The organism is Prevotella brunnea, assembly GCF_008016795.1.
GTDB classification, from domain to species: domain Bacteria; phylum Bacteroidota; class Bacteroidia; order Bacteroidales; family Bacteroidaceae; genus Prevotella; species Prevotella brunnea.
On record NZ_SDIK01000060.1, the window covers coordinates 1 to 15,970 of the forward strand.

Annotated in this window: 14 protein-coding genes; 5 read left to right on the forward strand and 9 right to left on the reverse strand. The window is 44.3% G+C overall.

Features of this window, described 5'->3' with window-relative positions; translation table 11 throughout:
- The first annotated feature begins 590 nt into the window (after positions 1–590).
- Positions 591–1,706 (forward strand): helix-turn-helix transcriptional regulator, encoded by a 1,116-nt coding sequence (locus ETF27_RS08405; RefSeq protein WP_130830295.1) that lies wholly within the window; start codon positions 591–593, stop codon positions 1,704–1,706.
- Between the two features lie 100 nt (positions 1,707–1,806).
- Here ETF27_RS08405 and ETF27_RS08410 read toward each other — a convergent pair whose 3' ends face one another.
- Entirely contained in the window at positions 1,807–3,120 is a 1,314-nt protein-coding gene (locus tag ETF27_RS08410) for a M64 family metallopeptidase (RefSeq protein WP_130830294.1), read from the reverse strand.
- Between the two features lie 530 nt (positions 3,121–3,650).
- Between ETF27_RS08410 and nrdD the strand changes: the two genes are divergently transcribed.
- Both nrdD and nrdG read left to right on the forward strand, forming a co-directional pair.
- Positions 3,651–5,792: an anaerobic ribonucleoside-triphosphate reductase gene (gene nrdD / locus ETF27_RS08415; protein ID WP_130830641.1), complete on the forward strand. Its 2,142-nt coding sequence runs from the start codon at positions 3,651–3,653 to the stop codon at positions 5,790–5,792.
- Positions 5,776–6,258 carry an anaerobic ribonucleoside-triphosphate reductase activating protein gene (gene nrdG / locus ETF27_RS08420; RefSeq protein WP_130830293.1) on the forward strand — a complete coding sequence of 161 codons (483 nt, stop codon included), beginning with the start codon at positions 5,776–5,778 and terminating at the stop codon, positions 6,256–6,258. Before nrdD ends, nrdG begins: the two co-directional genes overlap by 17 nt.
- A gap of 514 nt (positions 6,259–6,772) precedes the next feature.
- Here the strand turns inward: nrdG and ETF27_RS08430 are convergent.
- From ETF27_RS08430 to ETF27_RS08460, 7 genes are all read right to left on the reverse strand, one after another.
- Entirely contained in the window at positions 6,773–7,651 is an 879-nt protein-coding gene (locus tag ETF27_RS08430; protein ID WP_231556652.1) for a hypothetical protein, read from the reverse strand.
- A gap of 2 nt (positions 7,652–7,653) precedes the next feature.
- Positions 7,654–8,577, reverse strand: a complete 924-nt coding sequence (locus tag ETF27_RS08435) for a DUF488 domain-containing protein (protein ID WP_130830292.1) — start codon at positions 8,575–8,577, stop codon at positions 7,654–7,656.
- 178 nt (positions 8,578–8,755) lie between these two features.
- A complete protein-coding gene (locus tag ETF27_RS08440; RefSeq protein WP_147785712.1) occupies positions 8,756–9,814 on the reverse strand; it encodes a relaxase/mobilization nuclease domain-containing protein in 1,059 nt (352 codons plus the stop codon).
- Positions 9,804–10,229: a plasmid mobilization protein gene (locus tag ETF27_RS08445; RefSeq protein WP_130830290.1), complete on the reverse strand. Its 426-nt coding sequence runs from the start codon at positions 10,227–10,229 to the stop codon at positions 9,804–9,806. Before ETF27_RS08445 ends, ETF27_RS08440 begins: the two co-directional genes overlap by 11 nt.
- A 361-nt stretch (positions 10,230–10,590) precedes the next feature.
- Positions 10,591–11,061 (reverse strand): DUF3408 domain-containing protein, encoded by a 471-nt coding sequence (locus tag ETF27_RS08450; protein ID WP_130830289.1) that lies wholly within the window; start codon positions 11,059–11,061, stop codon positions 10,591–10,593.
- A 4-nt stretch (positions 11,062–11,065) separates the two neighbouring features.
- Positions 11,066–12,058, reverse strand: coding sequence for a toprim domain-containing protein (locus ETF27_RS08455; protein ID WP_130830288.1), 993 nt, complete (start codon positions 12,056–12,058; stop codon positions 11,066–11,068).
- Positions 12,059–12,282: 224 nt separating this feature from the next.
- Positions 12,283–13,716, reverse strand: a complete 1,434-nt coding sequence (locus ETF27_RS08460; protein ID WP_130830287.1) for a VapE domain-containing protein — start codon at positions 13,714–13,716, stop codon at positions 12,283–12,285.
- Between the two features lie 515 nt (positions 13,717–14,231).
- On the opposite strand from ETF27_RS08460, the gene ETF27_RS08465 reads away from it, so the two are divergent.
- Positions 14,232–14,534 carry a helix-turn-helix domain-containing protein gene (locus ETF27_RS08465; protein WP_025878259.1) on the forward strand — a complete coding sequence of 101 codons (303 nt, stop codon included), beginning with the start codon at positions 14,232–14,234 and terminating at the stop codon, positions 14,532–14,534.
- A gap of 11 nt (positions 14,535–14,545) precedes the next feature.
- Complete coding sequence (locus ETF27_RS08470; protein WP_028901922.1) at positions 14,546–14,833, forward strand: helix-turn-helix domain-containing protein; 288 nt, start codon at positions 14,546–14,548, stop codon at positions 14,831–14,833.
- 20 nt (positions 14,834–14,853) lie between these two features.
- Here the strand turns inward: ETF27_RS08470 and ETF27_RS08475 are convergent.
- Positions 14,854–15,970 (reverse strand): IS5 family transposase (locus ETF27_RS08475; protein WP_147785713.1); only part of this gene is annotated, 1,117 nt, incomplete at its 5' end.

Here is a 15,970-nt window from a genome sequence, read left to right on the forward strand (position 1 = left end):
CGTTGTAAAAGCTTAGCTTTTGCAATGCAAAAGGTCATGAATCGGAGTGCAAAAGGTAAGCTTTTAAATAGCAATTAATATCATCCTGATTATCAACAGATTACAAAGGGCACTTTCTTCTCTGTTTTTGTCATGTTATTTCATAACGATGACAAGGCGAATGTTCGGTATCAAGAGTCTGTTTGCCATCACCTGAATACGAATTGGAGACACAAGGAGATATACGCCATATATGTGGTTAGAGAGAAACATGTCGGGACGTATGGTTTGATGTGATGTTTCGTGAGTTTTCTCAAAAATATTTAGAACACTATTGCATTCCAATAGGAATATCCTCTGCCTTAAGATAAAAATAACGACGTATGTTTTGGAAATTTAAATAAAAAGTATTATTTTTGTTTCGCAATCAAGTGTTCATTCATAAATGAGCACGTTAAAGTAATGTGGTTTGACGATTGTCATCCATCAAGTTTCCTCTGTTGATTGGTAATACATTTGTTTAGGGTACGAGGACGACAGATAGAAATTGTCCACATGCAAAAGGTGATTAAATATCCGCCCAAGAAATTTTAATAATAGTCTGACAACGTATGATTCAAGCATTGATAACCATAACCCCCATGTTGGTGTGCATGTTCTGGGTAGTGATGTTGCTGTTAGAGTTGCACGAGCACGGCAATCGGGCAGCACATGGTGAATTGTTATTGTGGGCCATTACCGCAACCTTATTATATTCCGGGCACTGTGTCTTCTTTAACTATGAGTATCAAGTGCTGCCCTTTGTCGATTCGATGTATATTACCTGCAATTTGGCTATCTTTCCTCTCTATCTGCGTTACATCACGAAACTGACCCAAGGACGCGTATCAACAAGGTTGAACGCCTTGGTATTATTCCCGCCATTGGTATTTGGCATAACCGCATTGATTATCTACCTACTCATGACCCCTGAGGAAATTGCTCACTTCTTTGATATTCACCTCTATCACAATCAATTCGATGAACTAACCCCTTTGAGCTATCTACAGACCATATTGCATCAAGCGCGCAAGGTGTTATTCGCAATCAGTGTGGTGCTTACAGCATGGTTGGGCTTCCGCAAGATAAAGAGTTATAACCGTTTGGTGGATTCCATCTATGCTTCTACCGATGACAAGCGGCTGCGCGGCATTACCCCCATCTTGCTGCTCCTGCTGGTTACGGGCGTGATTTCCATTGTGGCTAACGCTATCGGGCGATGCACCTTTACCGGTCAGACATTGACGCTGTTCATTCCCTCTACGGTGTTCAGCATATTGCTCTTTGCCATAGGATATTTTGGCTATCGCCAGCAATTCTCCTTTGTCGATATAGATAAGGAAGAAGAGCAATCGGGAGAATGTTCATGCGTGGGCAATTTCTCAACAGAGCAGCTAAAATATGTAGTTATTGACGAACAACTATTCCTGCAACCAAATCTCAAAGTAGATGATGTGGCGCGTCACATGGGCACCAATCGTCGCTACGTACAGCAATTGCTCAATGTAGAGATGGGCATGAGCTTCAACGAATACATCAACCGTTTGCGCACCGATTATGCTGAACAGCTTTTCAAGAATCGAAAAGACTTATCGGTGGAAACTGTACTGGGGCTATCGGGTTATTTGTCGGCTAGCACGTTTTACCGCAACTTCAAGAAATACAAGGGTTATACGCCCCGCACATAGAGAAACCTTTTTTCATTATCAGCCTTTATTAATAATAGGTGTATGAGATTTTTTATCTTTTCTCAACCAATAGATGTGTGCATAACATCAGTGGCAGCGATTATTGTTTCTTTTCCGGTGTCGTGTAGAAATCAATCATTCTGCGGATGGCACGTTGGCAGACCGGACAAAATTCCGGATTGGCATTGGTGCGCATCCGGCAATCGGGGTAGGCTCTGTAAACTCCATGTTGAGAATAGCCTGCCGGTTCGTAAGCTCCTATCTTCCAATTCTTTTTCTTGCTGTCCGGTCGGTCCAAATCTTTGGGTTGTGGAGTGGGAACTGCCGTCTTAGCGTTCACCATGTCAGCCCATTTTTCTTGAAAATCCACCAAAGTAGTAAGGTTTTGTTCCCACGGCTCTACATCGCGCGGATACATGGGTATTTGTTCGTTGCCATAAGCATATTCATCGCCCAGTCCGGCAAAGGAATGCCCGAACTCATGAACCACGACCGGTTTGAATGCCGGATGATGTGTCATGGAAAGATTGTAGGAATTGAGAATTCCGCCCCCACCATAGTTTGCCGTATTTACCAATACGATAATGTGTTCGTAAGGCGTGCCTGCCAAGAGATTGTGCAAATCTTTCAAGTGCAGTGTGGTCAGATATCTGTCGCTATAGAAGGTGTTGAAATGCGAGTGCAGTGCGGTGTTTTTCCATATGCCTTTGCCCGGTTCCGATGTCCCACTCTCCTCCGAAGCAGCTTTCACTGCCACGATGTTGAACCTGTCGCGCATAGAACGGAACGGCTCATGCGCGAAGAGTGCCTCTATCGCCGTGTTACAATCCTGAATGAAAATGGGCATCTCGGCTTCCGTATAGCCTTCCGAGATATAAGCGATGTGAATACATTGTGAGGTGTCCGCAGCCTGTTGCAACGTGATGTAAGGCGTTACGTTCTTTTCGCCTATCTTCCGAATAAGGATATCCGTCGGCACCACCATATGTGTCAGTTTTGCCATGGTTTCTCTTCTGTTGTTTTTCAGTTCCACCGTAACGTCCACCGTATCCTTCGGGAAAGGCACGAGAAAGACGTTTTGGAAGGTGCGGCTCGCGGTCTTCGCCTCATCATACGACAGCCATTCCTGAAAGAGCGTTGAGAACGAGTTGCGATAAATAACCCTTTGTGAGCGATGGTCGCGCACGATAACTTGTCCGTTTCCCTGCACCGGCAGTTCCGCCAATCTCTCGCGTTTACCATACCATCCCGGAACTTCGCAGAGTTCATCAAGCGCGATGTTCTGATGTTCGGCGTTTCCTGCGAAAGCATAGTCTATGCGCAGCGTGGCATTTTTGAAATACTGTTGGAACTCTTGCGCCGCCACTGTCAGTGAGACGAGTGCGAACAGGAAAAGGGATAGAATTTTCTTCATCGTAAATTATGATTTTTCAGGTTATGCAATCTGTTTCGATTACAAAGGAAAACAATTTCCGCTAATTTGCCAAATTATTTCACCACGTATTTCATCCGATTTACATCTTTCTTGATTACATTCAGTCATGGAAAAGATGAAGTAGAATAATTAAATAATCATATACTTAAAAACTAAATAGTAGAAAAAGATAATCATTGTTTTCCAAAAAGAAAATCAACGAACGATCCATCGACTTACAAAAGTAGAGCAAGTAAAGAAACAAGAAGAGATAAGTAAAGGCATATAAATAGCTAACATACAATTACTTATATTATTATATTTGAACGAAATGAAAAAATATATAATATTTTCTGCAACATTTTCTTTGTCATAATAAAACTTTTTGCATACCTTTGTAAGCAGAAAAGTTATCCAAAAAAGAAAACTAAAACAAAATAAAAACAACCAAAGTTTCCCAAAACATACAACCAATGCGTTGCAAGAATTGGTAAACCGACAATAAAAATTTATCATCCCAAACAATGGAAATGAAGAATTTCAGCATCACCAAACGCGATGGAACGAAAGAACGTTTCTCGCTTGACAAAATCATGAATGCCATCGCCAAGGCATTCGAGAGTGTGAACGAACCCACCGACTTAGGCACTGTGTCGCGCGTGCTCGCCAATCTTGACATTCACAACAACATCAAGGTAGAAGACATCCAAAACCAAGTGGAGGAAGCCTTGATGAAAGAAGGACATTACAAGGTGGCGAAAAGTTTCATTGTCTATCGACAGCAACACACCGAAGACCGCGAGGTGCTGGAGAAGATGCACTTCCTCACCGATTATTGCAAAGCGGAGAACGCTGCCACCGGTTCCAAGTTCGATGCCAACGCCAACGTGGAGCATAAGAACATCGCCACTCTCATTGGCGAACTGCCCAAACAGGGTTTCATTCGTCTGAACCGCAGACTACTCACCGACCGCATTAAGAAGATGTATGGCAAAGACCTCGCCAACGAGTACCTCGACTTACTCAATCACCACTTCATCTACAAGAACGACGAGACCAACCTTGCCAATTATTGCGCCTCCATCACCATGTATCCGTGGCTCATCGGTGGTACGACCTCCATCGGTGGCAACTCCACCGCTCCCACCAATCTCAAGAGCTTCTGTGGCGGGTTCATCAACATGGTCTTTATGGTATCAAGTATGCTGGCAGGGGCTTGTGCCACTCCGGAATTTCTCATGTACATGAACTACTTCATACAAAAAGAATATGGTAAAGACTATTGGCAGCACCCTGAAAGCCCTGCCGACCTCAGCCTGAAGAAACGCACCATAGACAAAGTTATCACCGATTATTTCGAGCAAATTGTCTATTCGCTCAATCAGCCCACCGGCGCGCGCAACTATCAGGCAGTGTTTTGGAACATATCCTATTACGACCGCTTCTACTTTGAGTCGCTCTTCGGTAATTTCTTCTTCCCTGACGGCACGCAACCCGACTGGGACGCCGTGTCATGGCTGCAAAAACGATTCATGAAATGGTTTAACGCAGAGCGCACCAAGACTGTGCTCACTTTCCCCGTGGAAACCATGGCATTGTTATCTGAGAACGGCGAGTGCCGCGATGAGGAATGGGCAGACTTTGCCTCTGAGATGTATGCGGAGGGACACAGCTTCTTTACCTATATGAGCGACAACGCCGACTCGCTCAGTTCTTGCTGTCGTCTGCGCAACGAGATACAAGACAACGGCTTCTCCTACACTCTCGGCGCGGGAGGCGTCTCCACTGGGTCGAAAAGCGTGCTCACCATCAACCTCAACCGATGCATACAATACGCCGTTAACAACAAGCAAGATTACAAGGCATACCTATCCCACATCATAGACCTCTGCCACAAGGTGCAGCTCGCCTACAACGAGAATCTCAAAGATCTGCTCCGCAACCACATGTTGCCTCTCTTTGATGCCGGCTACATCAACATCGACCGGCAATACCTCACCATCGGCATCAACGGACTTGTGGAAGCTGCGGAGTTCATGGGGCTTGACATCACTCCAAACGATGCCTACAAGGAATTTGTGCAAGGTGTGCTCGGGCTCATAGAAAAATACAACAAAGCCTACAGAAGCAAGGAAGCCATGTTCAACTGCGAGATGATACCGGCGGAGAACGTAGGAGTGAAACACGCCAAATGGGATAAAGCCGATGGCTACTTCGTTCCGCGCGACTGCTACAACAGCTATTTCTATCGTGTGGAAGACAACTCGCTCACCATCATTGATAAGTTTAGGTTGCACGGTGCACCCTATATAGAGCATCTTACCGGCGGATCGGCATTGCACATGAATCTTGACGAACACCTCTCGCAACCTCAATATCGACAACTCTTCAGGGTGGCAGCAAAAGAAGGATGCAACTACTTCACCTTCAACATTCCCAACACCATCTGCAATGACTGCGGACACATTGACAAGCGCAACCTGAAGGAATGTCCGCACTGCCATTCCACAAATGTGGACTATCTAACGCGCATCATCGGATACATGAAACGCGTCAGCAACTTCTCGGTTGCCCGACAGCAGGAAGCCTCCCGACGCTACTACGCCACATCTGATAAATACAACGCGGAGGAAAAACCGGAAGAATGTCTCGCGAATGCTGAAGTACGTTAATACCGACATTGTCTTTCAGGAGTTCCCCGACGAGGTAACGCTCGCCATCAACCTCTCCAACTGTCCCTGTCATTGTCCGGGCTGCCACAGCGCGTACTTATGGCAGGACATCGGACAACCACTGACGATTCATCGACTTGAGGAGCTTCTGAGCGAAGAGGCAATTCCCGATCTCACCTGTGTGGGACTGATGGGTGGCGATGCCGAACCAAAAAGCGTGAGCGAACTGGCACGCTATCTGCGCCAAGCACATCCCGAGCTGAAGATTGGTTGGTACACCGGACGCACCACCATAGCCTCCGACATCGATCGCCGCTGTTTCGACTACATCAAGGTGGGACCTTATCTGCGGCATCTCGGAGGCTTAGATAGCCCACGCACCAATCAACGCATGTTCCACCTTTGTGCCGGACCCACTGCCGAACCTGTTATGAACGATATCACCGCCCGTTTCCGGAAAGGATAATCCGAGTGGTGCCATTCTCACATTCCTCTTGTCCGATTATTCCGTGCGAACAAAGAATTTTTCAAATATTGATTCACGCGCGACAAGGGGCAATTTATCGGACTGGCAAGCATATTGACGGAAAGAAATGTATCAGCAAGAAAGAGCGTTGATAATCAGACGCTTACGAAACGCGTTTCAAAAGCTGAGCTTTTGCAGCATTAAACAATTCTCAAAATACAACTAACTGAAAATAAGTAAGTTACCTCGTTTTTGAAACTGAATAGGTAACGATTTAGAAACGAGCAAGCTACTTGGCTTCGCTGTTTTCTGCCTAACAAAGAACGCTTGTTATTCTGTTTGCAAAGATAATACTTTGTTACCGAATAACAAGCGTTTTTTGGTGCGAAAAGATATAAAAGAATGAATGCCTTACAAGTTTATGCTGTCTTGCGGTATGTGCGAGATGGCTTGTTAGTCTTTTAGTCCAATAACTGTTGTCTTAATGATGGTACATGCAGTTGCTAACTTTTTCTTAAACAGGGAATAGGTCTAAGTCCAATTGTCTGTTTTTGGGAGGGGCAAAGACTCCGATAATTAAATAAGGATCAGGAGCTTTTCTTTTATGCCACTCGTATGAAGTACCTAAAAACAGATAAATATCTTTTTTCGCCATGTCCTCATATTTCCTGATAACTTTCTGGACAGCGGTTTCTTCACTTTTATCTTTTCGAATGCAGTTTCTATATAAAGCTCCAATTTCCCAATCTTCAATCATGAGGGTACGCGTTATTCCATCTTCAGTTACGAATTCATAACTGAATTTATAAGGAATCTTCTCTGCAAATTGAAAAGAATCCTTCATGTCCTGTTTATCTTCAAAGATGTTCAATTGGCGCAACTTTGCTTGATACTTCGCTTTGAGTTTTGACAATTTATCAGCAAATTTTTCCATGCTCTTGCCATCGTCTTTCTTCCTCAGATCACAACATACCACTCGGTTCACATGTGTAGGTTTTAATACGGCTAAAGAAATTTTGTTCTGTGTCGTCAAGGCAAGAAGTTCACTCATATTTGTGAAAACCATCTTGTTTTTCAGAACCCATTGAAGCCTTAAATTCCAATCTGTCCCTTTGCCATTTTTACCAAGGATATTCGGATCGATTTTAAGCGTATCAATATTATAGATATGGTAACTTTCTGGCCTACTGTCCTGAGTCCTTTTCTCCACATCTACCTCTATCCATTGCCATTTGTGATACCGAGGCACATCGTTATCCGCATAAATCACCCGATAGGGGATTGGGAAAATCCTTATCCAAGAGCCATCCTCACGAAACCCTGCTGTGCATACCGTTTCAAGGTGTTTTTCCGATAGAGAAGGATAAGTCATTACAGATACTAATATCCGCATAATTATAACAAAATTTCTTGAAAATCATAGGTTACATTCGGCAATTCCATCAAGGCTCCTGCCACTCGTGTACGGTGACATTGCCTTGGATCTTTCTCAAAGCAAGTGAGACAGACTCTTTTTTCCTCGTCTAAAACAGAACGCACATATAATAACGCATCCCAATTCTGTTTTAATGAGGTTTGCTCATATTCCTCAAACAGACGGTCGTAGTCCTCTTGAGTATTTAGTGCTTTTCTGTTTTCAGATTCTATGCCTAACGCAGGTACATGTATGTATTTGATCCCTACGCCCTCACAGGCTTTTTGTAGAATACCCTTGGAAAAACCATATTTCATGCTGAACGCATTTTTCCTAACATCGCATAACACTCTAATATCATTGCATATCAGTTGCTTCAGATACTTTTCAAGGGTAAATCCTTCATAGCCAATGGTCATCAGCACCGAAGAGGTGAATTTGTACCGTTCCCTGTATTTCCTGACTTTATCCATTTCTTCTTGCGTCAGCAAGTACTGGGCAATTGTACTATTGATTGCTGTAAATGGGTTTGTTCTATATGTATAGGCAATTAACTCATTTTGAGACATGTTACCGTATAATTTGCAAACTTCACGAATAGCCTGAGTATCAAACAAATCCAAATCCCTGATAAAATGAGTTTCATGCAAGGAATGATAAAGGCTGTCTTTTCTTTCTGTTTTCTCTATATCCAAATATCCTTGCTTGGATAAAACCACTAAATCCTGATTGGCCTGAAAAGAGAAACAGCCGTATTTATAAGGAACAAAATCAAAGGCTTTCTCACCAACCTGCCTACGCGTAAAAAGGAATAGATACTTCTGCAAACTCTTTGCAGAAACATCTTTCCCAAGCGCTTCGAGCAACGCCAAAATAATTTTCCTTCTATAATACAAAACTTGCATATTCTTGGGCAAAGTTACAAATTATCTTTAATAAAGCCAACAATCTTGGCAATTTTAATGTATATCTAAAATAGCATTTAACAGTAGAAATAATGTGAAGCATAGCAATTTTACTGTATTATTATACAAGCTTAGGTTTGCGCTATTTTATGTTGAGCCATGCAGCGAAGGAGATTAATTACAATCTTCTACCTCGCTTCTTTCTGTTTGCTTGGTTTCTGAGCTTGCGCTGCCACGCTGTTTCTGCATAGTCATCACCATGTGCGGATGGTGTAATCAAATCGCCCAACCCTTCCACCGCTTCATCGGCTGCACTAATGATGGTGTCTGCCACTGCACCAATGGGATTCTGCACTTGTGAGGTATCATTGTCTCGTGAGATAGAGGAGCGGCTTGGAGGTATGAGTTGATAACCTGTATCGGGATATTTGTTCTTGTCTGTTGGCTCTTGTACTGTTTGATGTGGTTTCCTTGACTCTTCCTTGTTAGTTGGTTCAAAATTCTTTTGCAAAGAACGGTAGCCGAACTCCCTGCCGATTTCGGAAGCCTTGAAGGATTGCCCTGCGTATGAGAACTTCAAGCCATATACCTTGCCCTGCTTGTTCTTCATACGCTCTATGGTAATGCCGTTTTTGTTCAATTCATAAAGGAACATGGAATGCCCCGTGACGCCTGTTCCTTTGTACTTGTCAAGCAAGGTGTAGCAAATCTTCTGCACCTGCTGCTTTGTTTGCTCTCTTGTAAGGCTGGCTTTTTCCTTTTGGTGTTTCCTTTCTGCCTTGACCTCTTTTGCAATGGTCAAGCCTTTCTCCCTGCTGATTTCCTCTGCCACCCTTGCAGCCCTATTGCTCACAAAGGTGGTATCATAGACTTCTCCATACAGACTGATACGGTTAGCAATTATGTGAATGTGTCTATTATCGGTGTCCTTGTGCGTTACTGCCACCCATTGGTGGTTGTCAAGTCCCATTCGCTTGGCAAACAAATGTGCTATCCACATATATTCGGACACAGACAGCTTTTTCTCGTCCTGCGGTGCGATGCCAATTTCGATACGGAGAAACTTGTACCTGCAACGGCTGTTGTAGTTACTGACCACTTTCATTTCCTCATAGATAGTCTTTGGATCTCTGCTGCAAAGATTGTGGAATGCAAGCCGACTACCGAGTTTGCCTTCCCTGAAAATATAGTCCAAAGCTGTGCTTCCGTGCGCTATCGCCTTGCATTTACCTATCATTTCTTGTTAGATTTAAGACCTTATATACCTCATAATCCACACGAAAATGCGGGTCGTAAAACCGCTTAAATGCCTCTTTGGCACATAGCGAAAGGTTCTTGGTGATATGTAGCCAATCCTCGTCCTTGAGCTTGATGAGATTGGAAATCTGCCCATAGAACCTTCCTGTATGTTGGAGAATGGCAATGGCTTCCCTCTCATTGTCTGTCATCTTGGGAACGGCTGTTACTTCTCCGTTAAGGAGTATTTCCCGACAATAATCGGAGAATTTCCGTCCCGTGCTTTCCGCCCTTGATTTGATACGTTTCTTCTCTTCACTGGTACATCTTACCTTAATGAACTCCGTTTTGTTCATCCGCTGTTCTTCTTTATCCTGTTGCTGCCATCGGGCAGCTTTTCCTTTATATCTGTTCATATAAGTTTCCTTGAAAGTTAATCATTGAATATGATTTGTTGTTGTTTAATTCCTGAATACTGACCGATGAGAACGGAGTGATTACGGTCTTATCTCCCCGACAATCGAACGAGGGGAGCAAGAGCAGTTTGTGGGTACAAACTGACGTCTTGCAATATCAGCTAACGAAACGTTTACGCACAAGGCGTTTTGCTGCTTGAAAGTGAATGCTGTGCATTCCGTGTTTAACTGTGTTCGTGGTGTTCTCATCATTCAGTATGTTTGACAAATGTCTGTTGCTATGTTCTCTAAAAAAGGGTTGAGGGTTTTGAGTGGAATAATAGCCCCTTTTCCCAAAAGTCCTCGCCCCTTTTCCTGTGCCTCACAGCTTTCTCCACTTCTCTATGTCCTCACCATACTCCTCCAAATGAATGCGCACGATGTTTTCCACAAAACTTGAAAGGTTGCTGCCCCTGTCGCCCAATCTGCGCACGATGAAGTCGGCACGCTCCTGTGTGTCCCTGCTCAGATAGACCGCCTTTCGGTTGCATAGTTTGGTTGGCACAAGATAGGCTTGCTTGTAGGCTTCGAGTGTTTTCTTCCTCATCTTGGAGCTGACGCGTCTTTGAACAGTCGTATTCTCAGTATGCTGTGTATGCTCGGATTTCCCAGAAGTGATATCCGCTTCTCTTTGGGTAACACTGTCCTCATTCATTTTTACGTCCGTTGTTGTTTCCTCCACAGGAATGGGTTGTGCTTCTGTCTGTGGGATTACCTCATTGTCCATTTCATCATCTTGGTTGTCCAAGAACCACGAAAGGTCTTTGTCTTTCATCATTGTTTTCTTTTTCATTTCTCTATCTGATTTTATGTTTGACTTGTTTTGATTCCTTGTTTTGATTTTGGTCTGTAACCGACATGTGTGCCTGTTTCTGCCCTTTATGCTTCTGTCGCTCACGGACACGACTGACATGAAACTCGTTGAGGTCTTTGAAATCCTTGTAGTGTATGCTCATGTCCTCAACATGAAAGCCTGCCCCTGCAAACTCCTGTACAGCTCTCCGCCCTGCATCGTCATTATCAAGAAAGGTACGAATGAAAGATATTCCCTGCGCATTCATATACCGAATTGCTTTGGCGGTATTGCTCACGGAGTTTAGCACAATACAGGCATTTGTTACTTCTTCTTTCATTGAAAGAAAAGAAAGAAAATCCATAAAACCCTCGAATACACAAGTTGGCTGTATTTGGTTTATTATCTTGTCGGTGAATATAGGAGTAATGTCTTTCGGAGCTATCGTTCCCTTGAACGTGCCATTGTCCCGAAGTTCATGCCCTCCTGATTGATTGGCAAAGCCGATGGATTGATAGCGCCTGCCCCTTACCTCATAGCTGATACATTTAAGGAAAGGCTTTGCCTTTTCCAAATCAATGCAGCGTACCTTTGTAAGATACTCCTGCAAATGTGGCGGTAGGGTGCCTGATATACTTATCAGTTTCCTTGTCTCGTTTGCAGCCATCGTAGGTTGGAGATTGTTTTGTGAGAAGTCTTTGTGAGAACTATATACTGTATTATCGGAAGCGTTCTGCCCCAAGTGGTGGATGGCTTCCGATAGCGTGCAGCCCTCCAAACGCATACAGAGGTCGATGATACTTCCGCCCCTGCATTCGGCATAGTCTATCCAGAGGTTCTTCTGTGTGTCCACCTTAAAACTCGGATGCGTTTCCTCTCTGAGTGGTGAGCGGTACAGCGCATAGGAAGGTGTCCTACGTACAGGCTTGATGCCTTTCCTTTCAAGATACTCCACGATGGAGTGTCGCTTGATGAGTGATAAATCTTCTTCTTTCATTGCTTGAATAATTTAAGTGATTGAGTTATAATCGATTGTCTGAATTATAATCGATTGTCTGAATTATATTTGATTGCATTTGAATGAATTTCCCTTTTCCTAAGTCTTTCCCCTCCAAACTTTTTCATCTTTCTTCTTACTACATACTATTTTGATATAAGTAGTTGATTTCCAATATTATTTTTTAGTACCAAGTCATACTACCAACCTACTACATGTGCCTACTACATCTGATAGTTGCAACTGCCTAATAAAGGACAAGGCAATATCTTCCTTACCTTATATACATAGATGGGACTGCCACCCTCTCGCCTCTTGCTCACTTTCTCAAAGCCTGCCCTTTTCAGGGCTTCGCCCATGTGCTTTAAGGACAAGGGATGATGCGTGTAAAGTCCCAAGTAGGTGATTATCTCTGTGGTGGTCATATAGGTACATTGGGGATTATCCTCCGTAGGTTTCTCAAAACAGCACAACAGTAGTTCCATTTCTGCCGTCTGTACTTGGAATTCCTCACTCTCCCTGTATAGTTCCGTTATCCCTTCATCGTCAAACCAATAGCGGAAACCTATGCTCAGCAAGGCTTTCGTTTCCGCATAGACATTATCCATAGAAACAGCCTTTGCTCTCTCAATATCTATGGAAAGCACTTCAAAGGGCAGAAACCGTCTGCTGCCTGTGGGGTCGGTAAGGAAATCGTTACCATTTACCGATGCAACGAAACTCGCCAAATGTGGATGTTCCTCCACATACTTGTCGTAAGGCATACGGTACTTGACCATCGGGCAGGTGATGAGGTTTTTCAGTTCGTTCTCGTCACGCTTGTTGAGGGCTTTGAGCTGGTCGTCAATGTTTACGATGAGGTTTTGCCCTATATAGGTAAGCGTGTCCTTCTCTTGCGGATATATCTTTCCCGTGTAGCTGTAACCATGCAGGGCAGGTGGGCAGAGCAAGTCAAGGAAAGTTGTCTTGAACTTGCCCTGCTCGCCTGTCAGTACAAGACAGGTATGGTTACGGCATTCACGGTCGTCCATGGCGTTGGCGACCACTGCCACGAGCCATTTGGTAAGGTATGGCAGCCACTTGTCAGAGTTGCGCACAACTACGCAACTTGCCAATTCGGGAATGGCTTTCAATGAAAGGGAAGAAATATCACAATGGTTATTGTGTTCATTATTACCATTACCACTACTGCCATGAATACAACTATCGCTATTGCCACTATAATTACCTCTGCTATTACCAATATCCACCAAGGGCAATCCATTGAAATACTCCTGTATGGGATTGACACGTGGAGAGAAGCTGCTCTCTATAATGGAATAGAGGTTGTCGGAAGATGTGATAATCCCCACATCGTTGTCAAGTTCCCTGCGGAGCGTGTTGATTTCATAGCGACCCACTTTTGAGAAGTGAGCATCTTCCTTGCTTCGGTATTCGGTTCGCCCCAACACCGTGTTGTACCTAAACTCATAATAAGAGGAGAAATAGGTTTCTATCTCACCATTTTTGGAGGAAGTCTTCCTTTGCTTGGGCGTATTATTTTCGTCCACTGAATTGCCTTTATCTGCGTTCCTTTTCATTATATGCTTGGTTTGGTTTCCGAGAGTGAAGTTATGAAGAGAACTGGAAAGTTCCAAGCATTCAAAGAGTGCTTGCATAATGTTGCGCTCATTGGCAATAAAGTTCGCACGGATTTTTATGGAGATGGGGAAAGAAAAAACTTATTTAAGCCTGAACTAAGTCAAGACGGGGGATAAAATAACAAGAAAAGGCAGAGGTAGAAGTGTGCTCTTTGCACACGTTTGCAGTATTCTACACCGATATTACAAACGATAGAATCAGCACAGAAATATGGTAGCGTTTGTCCACACCAAGAGTGTCACAAGCTGCCACTTGGGCGAATAACGATTGAATAGGAGATACAGCACCATATCTTTGTACCCAACGGACGGTGAAAGAAAAAAAATAGGGTAAGAAGGTGCAAACGGCTGCTGATAAAATGCATTGTCTTTTTCCTTGAAGTTCCCGATATTTCCCTGCTGTTCCCTGCTGCTTTGAAGTATGACAAACTCATCATATTTTTGCAGGCATAAACGTGCGATGAAACGCAGAACAGACAAAGGTGTTGTCAATACCAACAAGACAGAATTACAAACAAAATAACAATAAAACAATGGGATATTTTATCATTACGGATTCAAACTGGGCAAAGCTGAGGAACGAGATACTCTGTCTTGCCGAAACTTGCCACAAGGCATTTGGGGAACAGAGCAAGCATACCGATTGGCTGCACAACGGTGATGTGTGCAAGTTGCTTAACATCAGCAAGCGCACATTGCAGCACTATCGGGATACAGGCGTGCTGCCTTTCTCGCAAATCGGGCATAAGTGCTATTACAAGCGTGAGGACGTAGAGCAGTTACTCCAAACCAAAACAGAGAAATCAAAAACGGATAAAACTAAAATCAACAAATAAACACGAAGATTATGGAACAGGTAAGAGATTTGAATATGGAGGTGGACGATATGCAGGTGGTGCTGTCCGCTATCTACGGAGTAAGCAAGAGAATTAAGGAAGTTGCTCTGACACACAAGCCGCTGTTTGGAGGTGAGCATTTCCTCACAGGCAAGGAAGTGTGTGAGCGGCTGTATATCAGCCCTCGCACCTTGCAGGACTATCGGGACAGGAGAGTTATTCCCTATACGCAGTTTGCAGGGAAGATACTTTATAAGGAGTCGGATTTGGAAAGGATGTTGGAGGAGAATTATAAGTAGTCGTCCCTCAAGAACTCGACTTACAACCAGCAAAAGGTATTGGATAACACCTTTGTTTCGTTAAAGTTGGAATCCACTCCTTGAATACTCCATTTTATCATAGTTCGAATAAGGCACAAAAGAAGCCGCATGGCTCTTTTGAAGTTGAATGCAGCCGCAGCGAGCATCACGTTGATGGCATCACCCAAGAGACCCTTGTAGAAGTTCCTCCCCAATCGATGATCTGCCTTGCAGTGCCCTATGACAGGCTCTATTCCTGCTCTCTTGCGGAAGAACATTTGTTTTTTCTTTTTCGTGTGTGGCGAGTCGCTTGCCTTGGGAACGCCGGGTATCATGATGTTCGTCTCTCCGCACGTTTCCTGCCCGCGATACCCTCTGTCCCCAGCGAGTCTTTTGATTTTCCTGCCATAGACCCTGCCGACCTGCTCCATTGCCTTGTCTATCGTATGACCGTCGTATTCATTGCGGAAAGATAATGCACCGACAATGAGACCATTCCACAGTCTGACAAGGGAGACTTTATTGCCGAACTCGTATTTCTTGTGGTCCTTCCCCTTGCTGATGCACAACACGTCCGGCTCATGAAGGGAGTAGATCTTGTGACCGTCCATTCTCTCGCCGTTAACAAACTTCATGCAGACCTCAATACGTTCTTGGTAAGAGTTCTCAGGGGGCAAATTCCGAACCAGCTCGCGCAACAGCCTTCCGGCGATGGTGCGCATCCGACGGTCGGCTTTCCTTACCTTGGCTGAACTGTTCTTCCTGCCACGGAAACGCTGCACAAGCTTAAGTCTCTTGATTTCCCCGGCATAGCTTTGGCGCACCTTGAGATGCTCTGCATGAGCCACGTCGCGGCAGAAACCGATGATTTTATTCAGGAGTTTCGAATCCGTGGGGAACGTGACGTTCTTCTCCTGCACGGTTGAGTCGATAAAGGCTGTCTGCTCGGTGTCGGACTTGCGTCCACGACCGTCCTTGCCGTCATTTCTGTTTTCATTCTCTTTCCGCTTGTCGTCAAGCAGCAGGTTGACCCGGATGCTCTCCTTGAGAATCAACTCCATGCCCGCCTCGCCAATGCGATGGCGGAACTCCACGAGTTCCGTCGGTACGCAAGGCTTGGCGATGGTGAAGGATTCC

Coding starts and splice junctions, on each gene's coding strand:
- ETF27_RS08405 (WP_130830295.1), top strand. CDS start 591: ATGATTCAAGCATTGATAACCATAACCCCCATGTTGGTGTGCATGTTC.
- ETF27_RS08410 (WP_130830294.1), bottom strand. CDS start 3,120: ATGAAGAAAATTCTATCCCTTTTCCTGTTCGCACTCGTCTCACTGACA.
- nrdD (WP_130830641.1), top strand. CDS start 3,651: ATGAAGAATTTCAGCATCACCAAACGCGATGGAACGAAAGAACGTTTC.
- nrdG (WP_130830293.1), top strand. CDS start 5,776: ATGCTGAAGTACGTTAATACCGACATTGTCTTTCAGGAGTTCCCCGAC.
- ETF27_RS08430 (WP_231556652.1), bottom strand. CDS start 7,651: ATGCGGATATTAGTATCTGTAATGACTTATCCTTCTCTATCGGAAAAA.
- ETF27_RS08435 (WP_130830292.1), bottom strand. CDS start 8,577: ATGCAAGTTTTGTATTATAGAAGGAAAATTATTTTGGCGTTGCTCGAA.
- ETF27_RS08440 (WP_147785712.1), bottom strand. CDS start 9,814: ATGATAGGTAAATGCAAGGCGATAGCGCACGGAAGCACAGCTTTGGAC.
- ETF27_RS08445 (WP_130830290.1), bottom strand. CDS start 10,229: ATGAACAGATATAAAGGAAAAGCTGCCCGATGGCAGCAACAGGATAAA.
- ETF27_RS08450 (WP_130830289.1), bottom strand. CDS start 11,061: ATGAAAAAGAAAACAATGATGAAAGACAAAGACCTTTCGTGGTTCTTG.
- ETF27_RS08455 (WP_130830288.1), bottom strand. CDS start 12,058: ATGAAAGAAGAAGATTTATCACTCATCAAGCGACACTCCATCGTGGAG.
- ETF27_RS08460 (WP_130830287.1), bottom strand. CDS start 13,716: ATGCAAGCACTCTTTGAATGCTTGGAACTTTCCAGTTCTCTTCATAAC.
- ETF27_RS08465 (WP_025878259.1), top strand. CDS start 14,232: ATGGGATATTTTATCATTACGGATTCAAACTGGGCAAAGCTGAGGAAC.
- ETF27_RS08470 (WP_028901922.1), top strand. CDS start 14,546: ATGGAACAGGTAAGAGATTTGAATATGGAGGTGGACGATATGCAGGTG.